Annotated in this window: 14 protein-coding genes and 1 riboswitch; of the genes, 6 read left to right on the top strand and 8 right to left on the bottom strand. The window is 68.1% G+C overall.

Translation table 11 applies throughout. The features are described from left to right. Positions 1-128 precede the first annotated feature (128 nt). The gene (locus HWX87_RS27855) at positions 129-812 is read left to right on the top strand and encodes an XRE family transcriptional regulator (RefSeq protein WP_176050288.1); all 684 of its coding nucleotides are present in this window, start codon (positions 129-131) and stop codon (positions 810-812) included. A gap of 186 nt (positions 813-998) precedes the next feature. Beyond that, positions 999-1,145: riboswitch (FMN riboswitch) on the top strand. A 118-nt stretch (positions 1,146-1,263) separates the two neighbouring features. Beyond that, on the top strand, positions 1,264-1,974 hold the full coding sequence (gene ribB, locus HWX87_RS27850) for a 3,4-dihydroxy-2-butanone-4-phosphate synthase (RefSeq protein WP_176050287.1): 711 nt from the start codon (positions 1,264-1,266) through the stop codon (positions 1,972-1,974). Between the two features lie 70 nt (positions 1,975-2,044). On the opposite strand, the gene HWX87_RS27845 is transcribed toward ribB, so the two are convergent. From HWX87_RS27845 to HWX87_RS27825, 5 genes are all read right to left on the bottom strand, one after another. After that, positions 2,045-2,731: an HAD family hydrolase gene (locus HWX87_RS27845; protein ID WP_176050286.1), complete on the bottom strand. Its 687-nt coding sequence runs from the start codon at positions 2,729-2,731 to the stop codon at positions 2,045-2,047. A 188-nt stretch (positions 2,732-2,919) separates the two neighbouring features. Then, on the bottom strand, positions 2,920-3,906 hold the full coding sequence (iolG, locus tag HWX87_RS27840) for an inositol 2-dehydrogenase (RefSeq protein WP_176050285.1): 987 nt from the start codon (positions 3,904-3,906) through the stop codon (positions 2,920-2,922). A gap of 67 nt (positions 3,907-3,973) precedes the next feature. After that, complete coding sequence (locus HWX87_RS27835) at positions 3,974-4,801, bottom strand: TIM barrel protein (protein ID WP_176050284.1); 828 nt, start codon at positions 4,799-4,801, stop codon at positions 3,974-3,976. Positions 4,802-4,838: 37 nt separating this feature from the next. Next, entirely contained in the window at positions 4,839-5,840 is a 1,002-nt protein-coding gene (locus HWX87_RS27830; RefSeq protein WP_176050283.1) for a xylose isomerase, read from the bottom strand. Between the two features lie 144 nt (positions 5,841-5,984). Then, positions 5,985-7,049, bottom strand: a complete 1,065-nt coding sequence (locus HWX87_RS27825; RefSeq protein WP_176050282.1) for a LacI family DNA-binding transcriptional regulator — start codon at positions 7,047-7,049, stop codon at positions 5,985-5,987. A 174-nt stretch (positions 7,050-7,223) separates the two neighbouring features. Here HWX87_RS27825 and HWX87_RS27820 point away from each other — a divergent pair, with 174 nt between their 5' ends. The 3 genes from HWX87_RS27820 to HWX87_RS27810 are packed head-to-tail and all read left to right on the top strand — an operon-like array spanning position 7,224 to position 9,906. Continuing rightward, positions 7,224-8,306 (top strand): fatty acid desaturase family protein, encoded by a 1,083-nt coding sequence (locus HWX87_RS27820; RefSeq protein WP_176050281.1) that lies wholly within the window; start codon positions 7,224-7,226, stop codon positions 8,304-8,306. Positions 8,307-8,342: 36 nt separating this feature from the next. After that, positions 8,343-8,651, top strand: coding sequence for a non-heme iron oxygenase ferredoxin subunit (locus HWX87_RS27815; RefSeq protein ID WP_176050280.1), 309 nt, complete (start codon positions 8,343-8,345; stop codon positions 8,649-8,651). 4 nt (positions 8,652-8,655) lie between these two features. Further along, entirely contained in the window at positions 8,656-9,906 is a 1,251-nt protein-coding gene (locus HWX87_RS27810) for an FAD-dependent oxidoreductase (RefSeq protein ID WP_176050279.1), read from the top strand. An 83-nt stretch (positions 9,907-9,989) separates the two neighbouring features. Here HWX87_RS27810 and HWX87_RS27805 read toward each other — a convergent pair whose 3' ends face one another. The 3 genes from HWX87_RS27805 to glpD form a co-directional block, all read right to left on the bottom strand. Further along, the gene (locus tag HWX87_RS27805; protein ID WP_176050278.1) at positions 9,990-10,706 is read right to left on the bottom strand and encodes an MIP/aquaporin family protein; all 717 of its coding nucleotides are present in this window, start codon (positions 10,704-10,706) and stop codon (positions 9,990-9,992) included. Positions 10,707-10,787: 81 nt separating this feature from the next. Then, on the bottom strand, positions 10,788-12,290 hold the full coding sequence (gene glpK / locus HWX87_RS27800) for a glycerol kinase GlpK (RefSeq protein ID WP_176050277.1): 1,503 nt from the start codon (positions 12,288-12,290) through the stop codon (positions 10,788-10,790). Between the two features lie 105 nt (positions 12,291-12,395). Continuing rightward, positions 12,396-13,919 (bottom strand): glycerol-3-phosphate dehydrogenase, encoded by a 1,524-nt coding sequence (glpD, locus tag HWX87_RS27795; RefSeq protein WP_176050276.1) that lies wholly within the window; start codon positions 13,917-13,919, stop codon positions 12,396-12,398. A 162-nt stretch (positions 13,920-14,081) separates the two neighbouring features. Between glpD and HWX87_RS27790 the strand changes: the two genes are divergently transcribed. Then, the gene (locus HWX87_RS27790) at positions 14,082-14,450 is read left to right on the top strand and encodes a hypothetical protein (RefSeq protein ID WP_176050275.1); all 369 of its coding nucleotides are present in this window, start codon (positions 14,082-14,084) and stop codon (positions 14,448-14,450) included. The last annotated feature ends 29 nt before the right edge of the window (positions 14,451-14,479 follow it).

Here is a 14,479-nt window from a genome sequence, read left to right as displayed (position 1 = left end):
AAGATAACTTCGTTTGCCCGTGCAAGGCCGGGTGATAGCGTCTCGATACGCGCCATGGCTGGCGCAACGCGATTCCGATCCCGGCTTACCCCATACGCAGGGCCGCGCAGCGGCCCGGAGGCAATGCTATGTCTTCATCCCTGGCGCTCGTGCGCGACGTGTCTTCCTTCGAGTCCGGCAACGCTGCCGACCTGCGCGCGTCCGCGTCGCTCGATGTCCTCGAGCAGGTCGTCGGCGTGAACCTCGCGCGCTTGCGCGCCGAGCGGCAACTGTCGCTCGATGCGCTCGCGCGGCTGTCCGGCGTGTCGCGCGCGATGCTCGCGCAGATCGAATCGGCGCGCAGCGTGCCGTCGATCAAGGTGCTCTGCAAGATCGCCGCGGCGCTGAAAGTGTCGGTCGCCGCGTTCCTGCGCCGCCATGCGGTGAACGGCTTCGAGCACCTGGCGGCCGAACGCGCGTCGCGCGTCGTCAGCTCGAACGGCCGTTTCTCGGCACGCGCGCTGTATCCGGAAGGCGAGCCGGCCGCGGCCGAATTCCACGAATTGCGGATCGCGCCGCTGCATACGGAGCCCGGCGCGCGCCGCGCACCCGGTACGACGGTCAACCTCGTCGTCAGCGAAGGCACGCTGGAAGTCAGCGTGCATGACCGCCGCCAGTTGCTGGCGACCGGCGACGCGATCGTGTTCGATGCCGATCAGCCGTACAGCCTGCGCAACCCGGGCGACAGCGAAGCGCGCGCGTTCCGCGTGACGGTGAGCCCCGAGGTGCCGCCGCGGTGGCTCGTGCCCGACGCGGCGCACGCGGCCCACTGACCGCACGGGCGGGACCGAACGGCCGCTTTCCCGCTGTCTCGCGGGAGCGCGGCCAGGTGGTCGGCCGTTCGGACGATGCCGTTAGACGGAGTCGTCAGTAAGGTTTTAGGTGTGGTGCGCTGCGCGTCGCGCGCAGCTGTTGTATGCTTGGCCCGCCGCTGATGGGGTACCCCCGTCCGGCAATCAGTGCGTCTTCAGGGCGGGGTGAAATTCCCCACCGGCGGTAGGCTGGCGTAAGCCGGCGAGCCCGCGAGCGCCCGCGCATCCGCGGGGTCAGCAGATCTGGTCGAATGCCAGAGCCGACGGTCATAGTCCGGATGAGAGAAGATGTGCAGATAGTCATGTCCGTCAGGGCCGCTTCGCCACGCGTGCGAAGCGGGTTGTCGTTCTGTCTGTTTGCAATGCCCTGAAACGTTTTTCGCCCACATCGTATTTGCGAGGAGCGTTTCACATGTCCTTGATGTCCCTTTCGTCGGCACCGGCCGACGCCTTTGCCGATCTCCCGTTGCTGGATTCCGAACCGGTGCCGCCGCGCATCGCCGCTGCGCTCGACGCCATGCGCGCAGGCCGTGCGGTCGTGCTGCAGGATGACCACGACCGCGAGAACGAAGCCGACCTGATCGTCGCCGCCGAGCGCATCACGCCCGAGACGATGGCGCTGCTGATCCGCGAGTGCAGCGGCATCGTGTGCCTGTGCCTGACGGACGACACGGTGCGCGCGCTCGAACTGCCGCCGATGGTGCAGACCAACGAAAGCCGCAACGGCACCGCGTTCACGGTGTCGATCGAGGCGCGCGAAGGCGTGCATACCGGCGTGTCGGCGGCCGATCGCGTGACGACGATCCGCGCGGCGATCGCGGAAGGCGCGAAGCCGCACGACATCGTGCGTCCCGGCCACGTGTTTCCGTTGCGTGCGCAACCGGGTGGCGTGCTCGCGCGCCGCGGTCACACCGAAGGCACGGTCGACCTGTCGATCCTCGCGGGCCTGAAGCCGGCCGGCGTGCTGTGCGAGCTGATGAATCCGGACGGCACGATGACGCGCGGCGACGACGTCGAGCGTTTCGCGCAACGGCACGGGTTGCCGATGCTGACGATCGCGGAACTCGTCGAGTTCCGCGAGGCGCTGGCGGCCGCGCGCGAGCGCTGCTGCGAACCGGCCTGAGCGGCGGGAAAACGGGTGCGCTCGCGCACCCGTCGCGGGCCGGATCGACCTGACCCGGCCTGGATGACAATCAGGACTGCACGTCGCCGAATTCGCCGCGCATGCCGGCTTCGACGAGCGACGGCAGTTCGTCCATCTTGCGCATGATCCGCGTGATGCCCATCGCGCGCAGCGCGTCCGCGTAGTTGTCGGGAATGTGGCTCGCGCCGACGAACGCGATCGTCTTCATCCCGGCCGCGCGCGCGGCATTCAGCCCCGATACGCTGTCCTCGACGACGATGCACCGCTCCGGCGCGACGCCGAGCGCGTGCGCCGCATGCAGATAGACGTCGGGGTAGGGCTTCGGCCGCGCCACCTGCTCGGAACTGAACACACGCTCGCCGAAGATCTCGGTGAGCGACGCGCGCTTCAGCGAATTGCGCACGCGCACGAGCCGGCTGTTCGACACCACGGCCGCCGGCAGCGTGACCTTCAGCAGCGCGTCGCGCACGCCGGAGATCGGCGCGAGCGATTGCGCGAGCGCGACCTCGATGTTGTGCTCGATGGTCTCGATGAAGTTCGCGGGCATCTCGATCCCGAAGCGGGATTCGATGCCGGTGAGGAAGCGCGACGTCTGCTGGCCGAATGCCGACTTGGCAGCGGCTTCGAAATCGAGGTTCGGGAACGTGGCGGACAGCGTTTCGAGCAGGACGCGGTCGGCAATGACTTCGCTGTCGACGAGCACGCCGTCGCAGTCGCAGATGAGGTGATCGAGCATGATGGTGACAAAGCAGACAATCGGCGACGCCGATCAATTCGTCATCATACGTGCTTTCACGCGCGCGCCGCGCGACGTTTCGGCAAATTTGCCCGATCCGGCCGCACCGTTGCCGCGTTTCATGCAGGCGTGTTGCGGATCGCGTGACGGCAGCGGCCTGTTTGCCCGGGCCGCCGCCGTTTGTTGCGTTACAGCTCGATCACGCGCCCCGTTTTCCACGACGTCATCGCGGCCTCGGCCAGCTCGAGCGCGGCGAGCCCGTCGTCGATCGTCGTCCTGACCGGCGTGCCGTCGCGCAGCGCGTCGACGAAGTGCGCGATCTCGGCCGCGTACGCATGCCGGTAGCGTTCGAGGAAGAACGGCTCCGGCACGTCCGTCGCGATGCCGCCGGCGAGCCACGCGCTTACCTCGGTCGGCCGCACGTTGCCGGCCTGCAGCATCCCGTTGCTGCCGAGCAGCTCGAAGCGCTGGTCGTAGCCGTAGGCCGCGCGTCGCGACGTGTTGATCTGGCACAGCAGCCCGCGCCGCGTGCGGATCGTCACGGCGGTCGAATCGATGTCGCCGGCTTCGCGCACGGCCGGGTCGGTCAGGCAACTGCCGGTTGCATGCAGCGCCTGCGCTTCGTCGCCGAGGATCCAGCGGAACACGTCGAAGTCGTGGATCAGCATGTCCTTGAAAATGCCGCCCGAGCTGCGGAGGTAGTCGACCGGCGGCGCGCCCGGGTCGCGGCTCGTGACGACCAGCATTTCCGGCGCACCGATCTCGCCACGTTCGACACGTGCCTTCAGCGCGGCGAACGTCGGATCGAAGCGGCGCTGGAAGCCGATCATGCAGGTCACGCCGGTGCGCCGCACGACGTCCGCGCATGCGCGCGAGCGCTCGACGCTCAGGTCGACCGGCTTCTCGCAGAACACGGCCTTGCCCGCGTTCGCGGCCGCGACGATGAGGTCCGCGTGGGTGTCGGTGCTCGACGCGATCACGACCGCCTGCACCGACGCATCGCCGAGCGCGCGTTCGATGTCGGCAACCTGCGCGCCGTGCGCGTGGGCGAGCGCGTCGGCCGAAGGCGCATGCCGGTCGATCACGTACCTGAGCTTCGCGCCCGGATGGCGCGCGAGATTGGCCGCGTGGATCTTGCCGATCCTGCCCGCGCCGAACAACGCGAATTCGATCATTCCGTTCTCCTGTCGATTGGTTTTTTCCGCCACGCGGCGCATGTCGGCCGCGTGCGGAGGTGACGTATCAGCGATCCGCCAGTTCGCCGCGCACGTAGTCGATGCTCGCCCGCAGCCGGTCTTCGATGTCGTCCGCCTCGGCGATCTCGCTCGCAAACGGTTCGAACGAGAATGCACCGCGGTAGCCGCGCGCAAGCAGTTCGCGCAGTTGCCGGATGTTGCCGAGCCGGTCGGCGCCGCCGACCAGCACGCGGTGGCCGTCGCGCATCCGGTCGACCGGCAGGTCGGTTTCCTCGACACCGGAGATATGGACGAGGCCCGTCAGGTTCGGGAAGAAGATGTCCTCGCCGGACAGGTGATGGTGGAACGTGTCGTGCACGAGCCGGAAGACCTGTTCGCCCGCCGCGTCGTAAAGGGCCTTCACCGCGTCCGACTTGTGGCGCAGCGCGCATTCCTCGAAGCCGAGCGGCTCGATGAAGCCGAGCAGATTGCGTGCTTCGAGGATCGGCTTCAGCGCCTTCAATGCCTTCACGAGATCCGCATGGCGCGCGTCCGCGCCGCGCGTGTCGTTGCGGCTGTTGGTCGGGCACAGCACCAGCGCGCGCGCGCCGCATCGCGCCGCGTAGTCGGCCAGCACGGTCGCTTCATCCGCGCGCTCGGCGTTCCATTGCTCGAAACGCTGCAGCGCGTTGATCGTCAGGATCGTCACGCCACCGGCCTCGGCCGTCGCGCGCACGGCGGCGGCCGGCGTGCCGTCGGCGATCTCGATGCCGTCGAGATCGTTGCGGATCTCGATCGTGCCGACACCCAGGCGCCGGCACAGCGCGACGTAGCGGTCGAGCGGCAAGCGCGGCGCGCTCATCCGGTTCAGTGAAAAGTGGAAGGCTTGCGTCATCGTTCTGTCCTTGGGTCTCGAGTGGGGCGGGTTCGAATCAGGTGCCGGTGCAGGCGGCGAGGGCTTGCCACGTGTCGCGCAGCCAGTGCGCACACGCGACGTTGTTGTCGAAGATCGAATAGCGTGCGCCGCCGCCGTAGTCGGGAAACGGGATGAATTCGCAGCTGATCTGTTCGAGCCGGGGCGGCCGCGCGTGAACCTGTGCGTGCAGCAACTGGCGCAGCGCGGCTTTCCACGTGTCGAGCGCGGCCGCGTGCCATTCACCGTGATAGGCGCCCGGCGCAGGCGCGACGAACGGGTACTGGATGCCACGCCCGGGCCGGCCGTCCGCGCGGCGCATCCAGCGGTTGTCCGGATTGTTCGGCGTCACGCTGCGCGCATGGGCGTGACGGACCCAGCCGCGCGCGATCCAGTCGGTGTAGAAAGCAGCGGGCGACGCAGGGTCGAGCATCGGGCGGCCGCCGTCGGCCGAATCCCGCATGCCCGATGCATCGAGTTCGGCGCGATTGCCGGTCTTGAACAGCAGGTGCGAATGATCGAGCGTGATGCGGAACGGTGCGCCGGCCTGCTCGACATGCTGCGCGACGCGTGCAACGCGCACGAATTCCTCGCTCCACATGTCGACATGCACTTCGAGGCTCGGCAGGCAGCCGACCGGTTCGCCGCGTTCGTAGGTACGCAGGTAGAAATCCGCAACTTCGCGGTCCGACAGCGGATGGCCGTCCGCGTGATGCGCGAACAGCTGGCAGTTGAGCACGGTGCTGCCGAACCGCGCACCTGCATCGAGGATCTCGGCGACGTGCGCTTCGTCGCGGCCCGCGCACCAGATGCCGCCGATCACGCGAATCGGCAGCGCATGGCGGTCGACCAGCGCGAAGTACGGCGACAGGTCTTCGCCGCGCATCGGATTCTTTTCGACGTAGTCGAACACGCCGGCGCCGGCGACCATCCGGAAGCGTTCGGCGGCGGTGGGCAACGGCAGGCCATCGTGCTCGAGCACGCCGTCGAGGTTCACGCCGATGCGGATCGGTTCAGCCATCGTCTCCTGTCCGTTGTCGTCCTGTCGATGGCTGTCCAATGTACGGACGCGCGGCGCCGACCGCATGACCGACGTTGACGAAAAATCGCCAATGCGGCGGTCGATTTTTTCGCCAGGCGCGCGTGGCGCGCTGCGCGACGGAATTCAGGGCTGCAGGTACGCGCTCGTCCGCACGTTCGCCGGGCAGAACACGCGGAATTCGACCGGGTCGCCCGGCGGCGGCTGTTCGACGATTCCGCACGCATGCAGCACGTGCTGCAGCGCGGAAATCGCCTGGCCATCCGGATCCTGGTCGATCGCGAGATCCATCGCGCCGGCCTCGATGAAGGTGCGGTGCAGGTCGATCATCTCGTGGCCGATCCACACGACGCGCCCGATTGCGCCGGCGCGGCGCAATGCCGCTTCGATGCCGGCCGAGCCGGCGCCGCTGTTGTAGATCGCGACGACGTCGTCGTGCGCCTGCAGTGCCTTCGTCACCGCGCGGTAGCAGCGGTCGTCCTGGTCGAGCGTCTCGACCGGCTCGTCGTCGCAGCGGATCGCGGCGAACGCGTCGGCGAGCTGGTCGCGGCAGCCGGCCATCCGGTCGGCGTGCGCACGGTAGCCCATGCGCCCGCCGAGCAGCAACACGCGGCCGGGGCGCGCCGCGAGGCGGCCGATGTAGTAGCCGGCCGTGCGCCCGGCGCGATAGTTGTCGATGCCGGCGAAGTGCGCGCGGTCGATGCCGCCGATGTCGGTGACCATCGTGACGACGGTTTCGCCGCGCGCGATCGCGCCGGCCAGCGCGTCGCGCACGCGGGCCGTGTCCCGCGCGGTGACGATCAGCGCCGCACGCCGGTATGCGGGCCGTTCGATCAGTGCGGCAGCGCGTTCGTCGTCCGCGGCGGGCAGGATCGTCCGGTGCACGACCACGCGCCGGTCGAGCATCTGCAGCGAGCGCTGCACGGCCTGCTGCAGCCGCCGGAAGAATGGCGCGTCGGTGTCCGGCAGCAACACGTCGACGTGGACCAGCCCGTGCCGCGTGTCGGGCAGCTGCCGCGGCACGCCGAGCTGCCGCGCGGCCGCCACCACGCGTTCGCGCGCTTGCGCCGAGACGCTGCCGCGCTCGTTCAGCACGCGGTCGACGGTCGTCGTGCTGACGCCCGCGAGCGCCGCGATCTCGTCGAAGCGCGCGGTGCGCTTGCGCCAGCGCGGCCCGGATTCACCTGCCATGGTCGTCTCCATCGTTGAGGTCGCCATCGATCGCGTGGCGTTGCCGGAAACGCTAAAGCGATGGCGAAATTTCGTCAACGTTTCGATTGAGCGGAAGCGGTCGGACGCCTAATTTTGAATCCATGGTGAAGCGCGCGTTGCGCTTTCCTCGCACAAGAATCCAGGGAGACAGACGTGGCCCAATCCGACGACCAGGCGCGCGAGCGCACGGCGGCACGCCGTCAGGAATACCGAATGATCGGCGGCGCCGGCGAGCGCGCGCAAGCGGCGGGGCTCGCCAATGCCGCGTGGTACCGGTGCGCGGTGCCCCGGCCGCTGATGAAGCAGTTGATGCAGCGCGGCGATGCGCGCGCGATTCGCGACACGCTGATCTGGTACGCGGCGATCGCGATCAGCGGCGGGCTCGCGTGGCTGGCGTGGCGCGCGCATTCGGCGTGGGCGATCCCCGCGTTCTTCGTGTACGGCACGCTTTACTGCAGTCCGGCCGATTCGCGCTGGCACGAATGCGGGCATGGCACCGCGTTCCGGACGCGCTGGATGAACGACGTGCTGTACCAGGTCGCGTCGTTCCAGGTGTTCCGCCGCGCGACCGCATGGCGCTGGAGCCATGCGCGCCACCACACCGATACGCTGGTTGTCGGACGCGATCCGGAAATCGCCGCGCCGAAGCCGACCGACTGGCTCGCGCTCGCGCTGAACGTCGTCGCGCTGAAGCATGTGGCCGGCGAGCTGCGCAAGATGATCGCGGTGTCGTTCAGCGGGAGGCTCGACGACGAGGAGCGCACCTACGTGCCCGAATCGGAATGGCCGAAGGTCGTGCGCGAGTCGCGCATCCATCTCGCGGTCTACGCACTCGTGATCGCGGCGTCGCTTTACTGGCGCACGATCCTGCCGCTGCTCTACATCGGGCTGCCGAGTCTCTACGGCGCATGGCTGTACCTGGTCTTCGGCCTGACGCAGCACGCGGGCATGCCCGAGAACGTACTCGATCACCGGCGCAACTGCCGCACCGTGATGATGAATCCGGTGTTCCGTTTCCTGTACTGGAACATGAACTATCACGTCGAACACCACATGTTCCCGATGGTGCCGTTCCACGCGCTGCCGAAGCTGCACGATGCCGTGAAGGCCGACATGCCGCCGCCGTACCGCAGCACGCTGGCCGCGTACGCGGAGATCGTGCCGGCGCTGGTCCGGCAGACACGCGACCCGTCCGACTATGTCGTGCGGCCCGTGCCGGATGCCGCGCGTGCGTGACGGCCATCGAACCCGCCAACCAGGGAGACACGCAACATGACGCAATGGATCGACACCGGCGCGCTAGACGATATCGACGATGAAGACGTCGCACGCTTCGACCACGACGGCCGCACGTACGCGATCTACCGCATCGACGGGCAGGTCTATGCGAGCGACGGCCTGTGCACGCACGAGCAGGTGCATCTCGCGGACGGGTTCGTGATGGATCACGTGATCGAGTGCCCGAAGCACAACGGGCGCTTCGACGTGCGCGACGGCCGGCCGCTGTCGGCGCCCGCGTGCGAGAAGCTGCGCACGTACCGCGCGAAGATCGAAGACGGTCGCATCCTGATCGAGGTGTGACGCGATGACCCATGACCAGGTGATGGCGATCGTCGGCGCCGGCCATGCGGGCGGCCGCGCGGCGCAGGTGCTGCGTGAATCCGGCTGGCGCGGGCGCATCGTGCTGATCGGCGCGGAGGCGCACCTGCCGTACGAACGGCCGCCGTTGTCGAAAGGCGTGCTGACGGGCGAGCGCAGCGCAGCGCAATGCCGGTTGCGCGATCCGGACGCATGGGCGGCGGATGGCATCGAGCCGGTTGTCGGAACCGTCGAGCGCATCGATCCGCATGCACGCGAAGTGCGCGTGTCCGGCGGGCGGGTGTTTTCCTGCGCTGCGCTGCTGCTCGCGACCGGCGGTCGCGCGCGTCGTCTTGCCATTCCGGGCGCGACGCTCGACGGCGTGTTCGCGTTGCGCACGCTCGACGATGCGGCGGTACTCGGTGCGCGGCTCGTGCCCGACGCGCGGATCGTGCTGATCGGCGGCGGTTTCGTCGGTCTCGAAGTCGCGGCGTCGGCGCGACGGCGCGGTTGCCGCGTGACGGTGCTCGATGCGGCGCCGCGCCTGCTCGGCCGAGCGGTGCCGGAAGCGATCGCGACACGCGTGCACGCGCTTCACGAGCAGCAGGGCGTGACGATCCGCGTGCGCCGGACACCCGTCGCGATCGAACGGACGTCCGGCGGCGCGCTTGCCGTCGTGCTCGACGATGGCGACACGCTGATCGCCGATACGGTCGTCGCCGGCATCGGCATCGAACCGGCCGACGAACTCGCGCGAGACGCGGGGCTCACGGTCGAGCGCGGGATCGTCGTGAACGCACGGCTCGAGACATCGATGCGCGGCATCTATGCGGCCGGCGATGTCGCGGTGTTTCCGAGCGCTTCATCGGGGCGGCTGGTCCGGCAGGAGACGTGGCACGGTGCCGAGACGCAGGCGCGCGTCGCAGCCCGCAACATGCTCGGCGCGGACGAGCCGTATCGCGACACGCCGTGGTTCTGGTCCGATCAATACGACGCGCAGTTGCAGGTCGCCGGGGAGCCGGCGCTGGGCGAGCGGTCGGTCGCGCGCACGCTTGGCGACGACGCGGAAATCCATTTCCATTTCGACGCGCACGAGCGGCTCGTCGCCGCAAGCGGCTTCGGCCGTGCATCGGCATTCATCAAGGAAATGCGGGTGGCGAGAATGCTGGTCGAGCGCGGAATCGACGTGACGCGGGCTGTCGTCGCGGATGTCGACGTGAAGCTCAAGTCGCTGGTGACGGCCGCGAGCGACCGGTAGCGGAATGGAAGCGGGGAAGGGAGGTGCGAAGGAACGTGCGAAGCGCGCGACGCCGAACGCCGCGCGCTTCGTTCAAACCGCGATCAGATCGTGGAATGCAGGTGCAGATACAGCCCGGCCGCCGCGGCGCCGCCGAGCAGCGGGCCGACGACGGGCACCCATGCATAGCGCCAGTCGCTGTCGCGCTTGCCGGGAATCGGCAGCAGCGCGTGCATGATGCGCGGCGACAGGTCGCGCGCGGGGCTCATCGCATAGCCGGTCGGGCCGCCGAGCGAGATGCCGATGCCGAGCACGAGCAGGCCGACGGGCAGTGCGTCGAGTGCGCCGAGGCCGACCTGCGGCGACGCGAGGTACAGCACGCCGAGGATCAGCACGAACGTGCAGATCGCTTCGGTCAGCACGTTGTGCGTGACGCTGCGGATCGCCGGCGCCGTGCAGAACACCGCGAGCTTCAGGTCGGCATCGGCTTCCTTCGCGAAGTGCTGGCGATAGGCGAGCCACACGAGCAGCGCGCCCGCCATCCCGCCGAGCATCTGCGCGAGGATGTAGCCGCCGACTTTCGACCACGCGAACTTGCCCGCGAGCGCGAGGCTGATCGTGACGATCGGGTTCAGGTGCGCGCCGCTGAACGACGCGGTCACGTACACGGCGACGAATACGGCCATCGCCCAGCCCATCACGATCACGATCAGGTCCGCGCCTTTGCCCTTGGTCTTTGCAAGCAGCACGTTTGCGACCGCGCCGTTGCCGAGCAGCACGAGGATCGCCGTGCCGATGAATTCTGCAATATAAGGTGACATGGTTGTCTCTCGTATGTCGCGGCGGACTCGCGGGTTGCGCGGTCCGCCGGTGTTGTTGTATTTCGTATGGATGGCTGACGATTACTGGGTATCGTCGGCCCATGCCTTCGCAGCGCGCACCGCACGCTGCCAGCCGGACATGCAGCGTTCGACCTGCTCCTTCGGCATCGACGGTGCAAAGCGGCGATCGAGCTGCCACTGGTCGCGCACTTCGTCGAGATTCTTCCAGTAGCCGATCGCGAGGCCCGCGAGGTAGGCCGCGCCGAGCGCGGTCGTCTCGGTGATCTGCGGACGCACGGCATCGACGCCGAGCAGGTCGGCCTGGAACTGCATCAGCAGGTCGTTCGCACTCGCGCCGCCGTCGACGCGCAGCTCGCCGATGCTGATGCCCGAATCGGCTTCCATCGCGGCCAGCACGTCGAGCGACTGGTACGCGATCGCGTCGAGCGCCGCGCGTGCGAGGTGCGCGGAGGTCGTGCCGCGCGTGACGCCGAATACCGAGCCGCGTGCCCGTGCGTTCCAGTGCGGCGCGCCGAGGCCGGCGAACGCGGGCACGAGGTAGACGCCGTCGGTGTGCGGCACGCTCGCGGCGAGCGCTTCGATTTCAGCCGCGCTCTTGATGATGCCCATGCCGTCGCGCAGCCACTGCACGACCGCGCCCGCGATGAAGATGCTGCCTTCGAGCGCGTACTGCACGTCGTCGCCGACCTGCCATGCGATCGTCGTGACGAGGTTGTTCTTCGACTCGATCGGCTTGTTGCCGGTGTTCATCATCAGGAAGCAGCCGGTGCCGTAGGTGTTCTTCACCATGCCCGACGTCGTGCACATCTGGCCGAACAGCGCCGCCTGCTGGTCGCCGGCGATGCCCGCGAGCGGGATCTTCGATGCGAACACGGTCGTCTTCGTGTAGCCGTAGATTTCCGACGACGCCTTCACTTCCGGCAGCATGCTGCGCGGGATGTCGAGCAGTTCGAGCAGCTCGTTGTCCCATTCGCGCGTGTGGATGTTGAACAGCATCGTGCGCGATGCGTTCGTCACGTCGGTCACGTGCAGTTCGTGCTTCGTGAAGTTCCACACGAGCCAGCTGTCGACGGTGCCGAATGCGAGCTTGCCCTGCTTGGCCTTCTCGCGTGCGCCCGGCACGTTGTCGAGAATCCAGCGGATCTTGGTCCCGGAGAAGTACGAGTCGATCGGCAGGCCGGTCTTCGCGCGCACCTTTGCCTCGAGACCCTGCTTCTTCAGCGAGTCGCAGAAGTCGGCCGTGCGGCGGTCCTGCCAGACGATCGCGTTGTAGACGGGCTGGCCCGTCTCGCGGTCCCAGACGATGGTCGTTTCGCGCTGGTTCGTGATGCCGATCGCGGCGATCGACGTGCCGTTCATGCCGGTGCGCGTGACGGCTTCAGCGGCGACGCCGGCTTGCGTCGACCAGATTTCCTGCGGGTCGTGCTCGACCCAGCCGGGTTGCGGGTAGATCTGTTCGAATTCCTTCTGGGCGATCGATACGATATTGCCCTGGCGATCGAACAGCATCGCGCGGGAACTCGTGGTGCCCTGGTCAAGCGCGAGGATGTACTGGTCCTGCATGTCTCTCATCTCCATCCGTGAATTGGCGTAGTTGTGATGCGCGCCGCATGTGGGGCGGCGCGTCGGTGAGTCAACGTCGGTAAGACAACTGCAACTGCATTCGGATCACGCGTGCGGCGCGTGCGCGGCGGCGAACCATGCGTCGACCGCGGCCGTCACCGCATCGAGCGTGCCCGGCGTGACGTGCAGGCCGAGCTTCGAGCGGCGCCACAGCACGTCCTGCGCGCAGGTTGCCCATTCGGCGTCGCGCAGGTAGCGCAGTTCGGCGTCGTGGATGCCCGGCGCGATTTCGGCGCCGAGATCGGCGAGCGACGTCGCGCCGTCGACCACGCGCTCCGCGCGCGTGCCGTACGCACGCGCATAGCGGCGGGCGAGCGCGGCGGGCAGCCACGGGTGGCGTTTCGCGAACGCGCCGGCAAATACGTCGAACTTCGCGTTCGCGATGTCGCCGCCCGGCAATGCGACGCCGGCCGTCCAGGTTTTCGCGTCGCGGCCGAGCGCGCGGCAAAGCATGTCGCCGGCTTCTTCCGCGAGCTTGCGGAACGTCGTGATCTTGCCGCCGAACACCGACAGCAGCGGGGCGCCCGCGCCGTCGTCGAGCTCGAGGCGGTAGTCGCGCGTGACGGCCGACGCGTTCGTCGCGTTCTCGTCCTCGAGCAGCGGGCGCACGCCCGAGTAGGTCCAGTGCACGTCGGCCGGCGAGATCTTGCGCTTGAAGTAGCGGTTGATCGAATCGCACAGGTATTGCGTCTCGTCGCGATCGATCGCGACCTTCGCGGGATCGTTCGTGTATTCGACGTCGGTCGTGCCGATCAGCGTGAAGTCGTGTTCGTACGGAATCGCGAAGATGATCCGCTTGTCCGGGTTCTGGAAGATGTACGCGTGATCGTGATCGAACAGGCGGCGCGTGATGATGTGGCTGCCCTTCACGAGCCGCACGCTGTGCTGCGCGCCGCGGCCGAGCGCGCCGTGCAGGACTTCGCCGACCCACGGGCCGGCCGCGTTCGCGATCGCGCGCGCGTGCACGACGCGGATCGAACCGTCGGCGTGCTGCAGCCGCGCTTCCCATTCGTCGCCGTGGCGTTCGGCCGAGACGAGCTTCGTGCGCGTCAGGATCTCGGCGCCGCGCTCCTTTGCATCCATCGCGTTCAGCACGACGAGGCGGGCGTCGTCGACCCAGCCGTCGGAATACACGAAGCCGCGCTTGATCGAGTCGATCAGCGGCGCGCCGGCCGCATGGCGGCGCATGTCGATGCCGCGCGAGCCGGGCAGCAGTTCGCGCTTCGCGAGGTGATCGTAGAGGAACAGGCCGATGCGGATCAGCCAGGCCGGACGCAGGTTCGGCATGTGCGGCATCACGAAGCGCAGCGGCCACATGATGTGCGGCGCCGCGCGCAGCAGCGTCTCGCGCTCCTGCAGTGCCTTGCGCACCAGCCCGAACTCGTTGTACTCGAGGTAACGCAGGCCGCCGTGAATCAGCTTCGTGCTGGACGACGACGTGTGCGACGCGAGGTCGTCCTGCTCGCAGAGCATGACCGACAGGCCGCGGCCGGCCGCATCGCGCGCGATGCCCGCGCCGTTGATGCCGCCGCCGACGACGAGCAGATCGTAGCGATTCGGTTGGGTCACCTGCTGTCCTTATCGTCTGTTGAAATAGGGTGAACACGAAATGTTCGAATTCGAAATTTAACGAACGAAATCGAAAAAGTAAAGTTCGAAAAAGCGGGGCCAGTAGCGCGCGGCGCGATCCCGGACGATACTGGCAGAATCGACCGTTTCGCGAGGTGAATCATGCGTATTGGGATGTGGGCCGGCGCGTGCGCCGTCCTTCTGGCGGGGTGCAGCGCGGGCATGCCGCCGCTCACCGGCAACTGGCGGGCGCCGTCGTTCGTCGACCTGCAGACCTCGTGCGGCGGCACGGCGCGCGACTGGGGCGCGGACGCGCAGCCGGTCTACTCGACGCTGTACGACGCGTATGTGGCGAAGCGGTATCGCGGGCTGACCGAAGCGAACTATTGTGCGTTCGTAAACGAACTTTCGACCCACTATGTGGCGCCTGACGCGGCGGCGCGCGCCGGCTGGATCGCGTATTTCAACGGTGCGCGCGCACAGGCCATCAGTTGGCGGGCGGCGGTCGATCCGACGCTGCGCGGCGGTTGAAGCGGGCTGCGGTAAACGGGCGGAGCAAG

It is taken from the genome of Burkholderia sp. BCC1644 (genome assembly GCF_902833225.1).
Lineage (GTDB): Bacteria > Pseudomonadota > Gammaproteobacteria > Burkholderiales > Burkholderiaceae > Burkholderia.
This window is presented reverse-complemented; position numbering and strand designations above follow the sequence as displayed.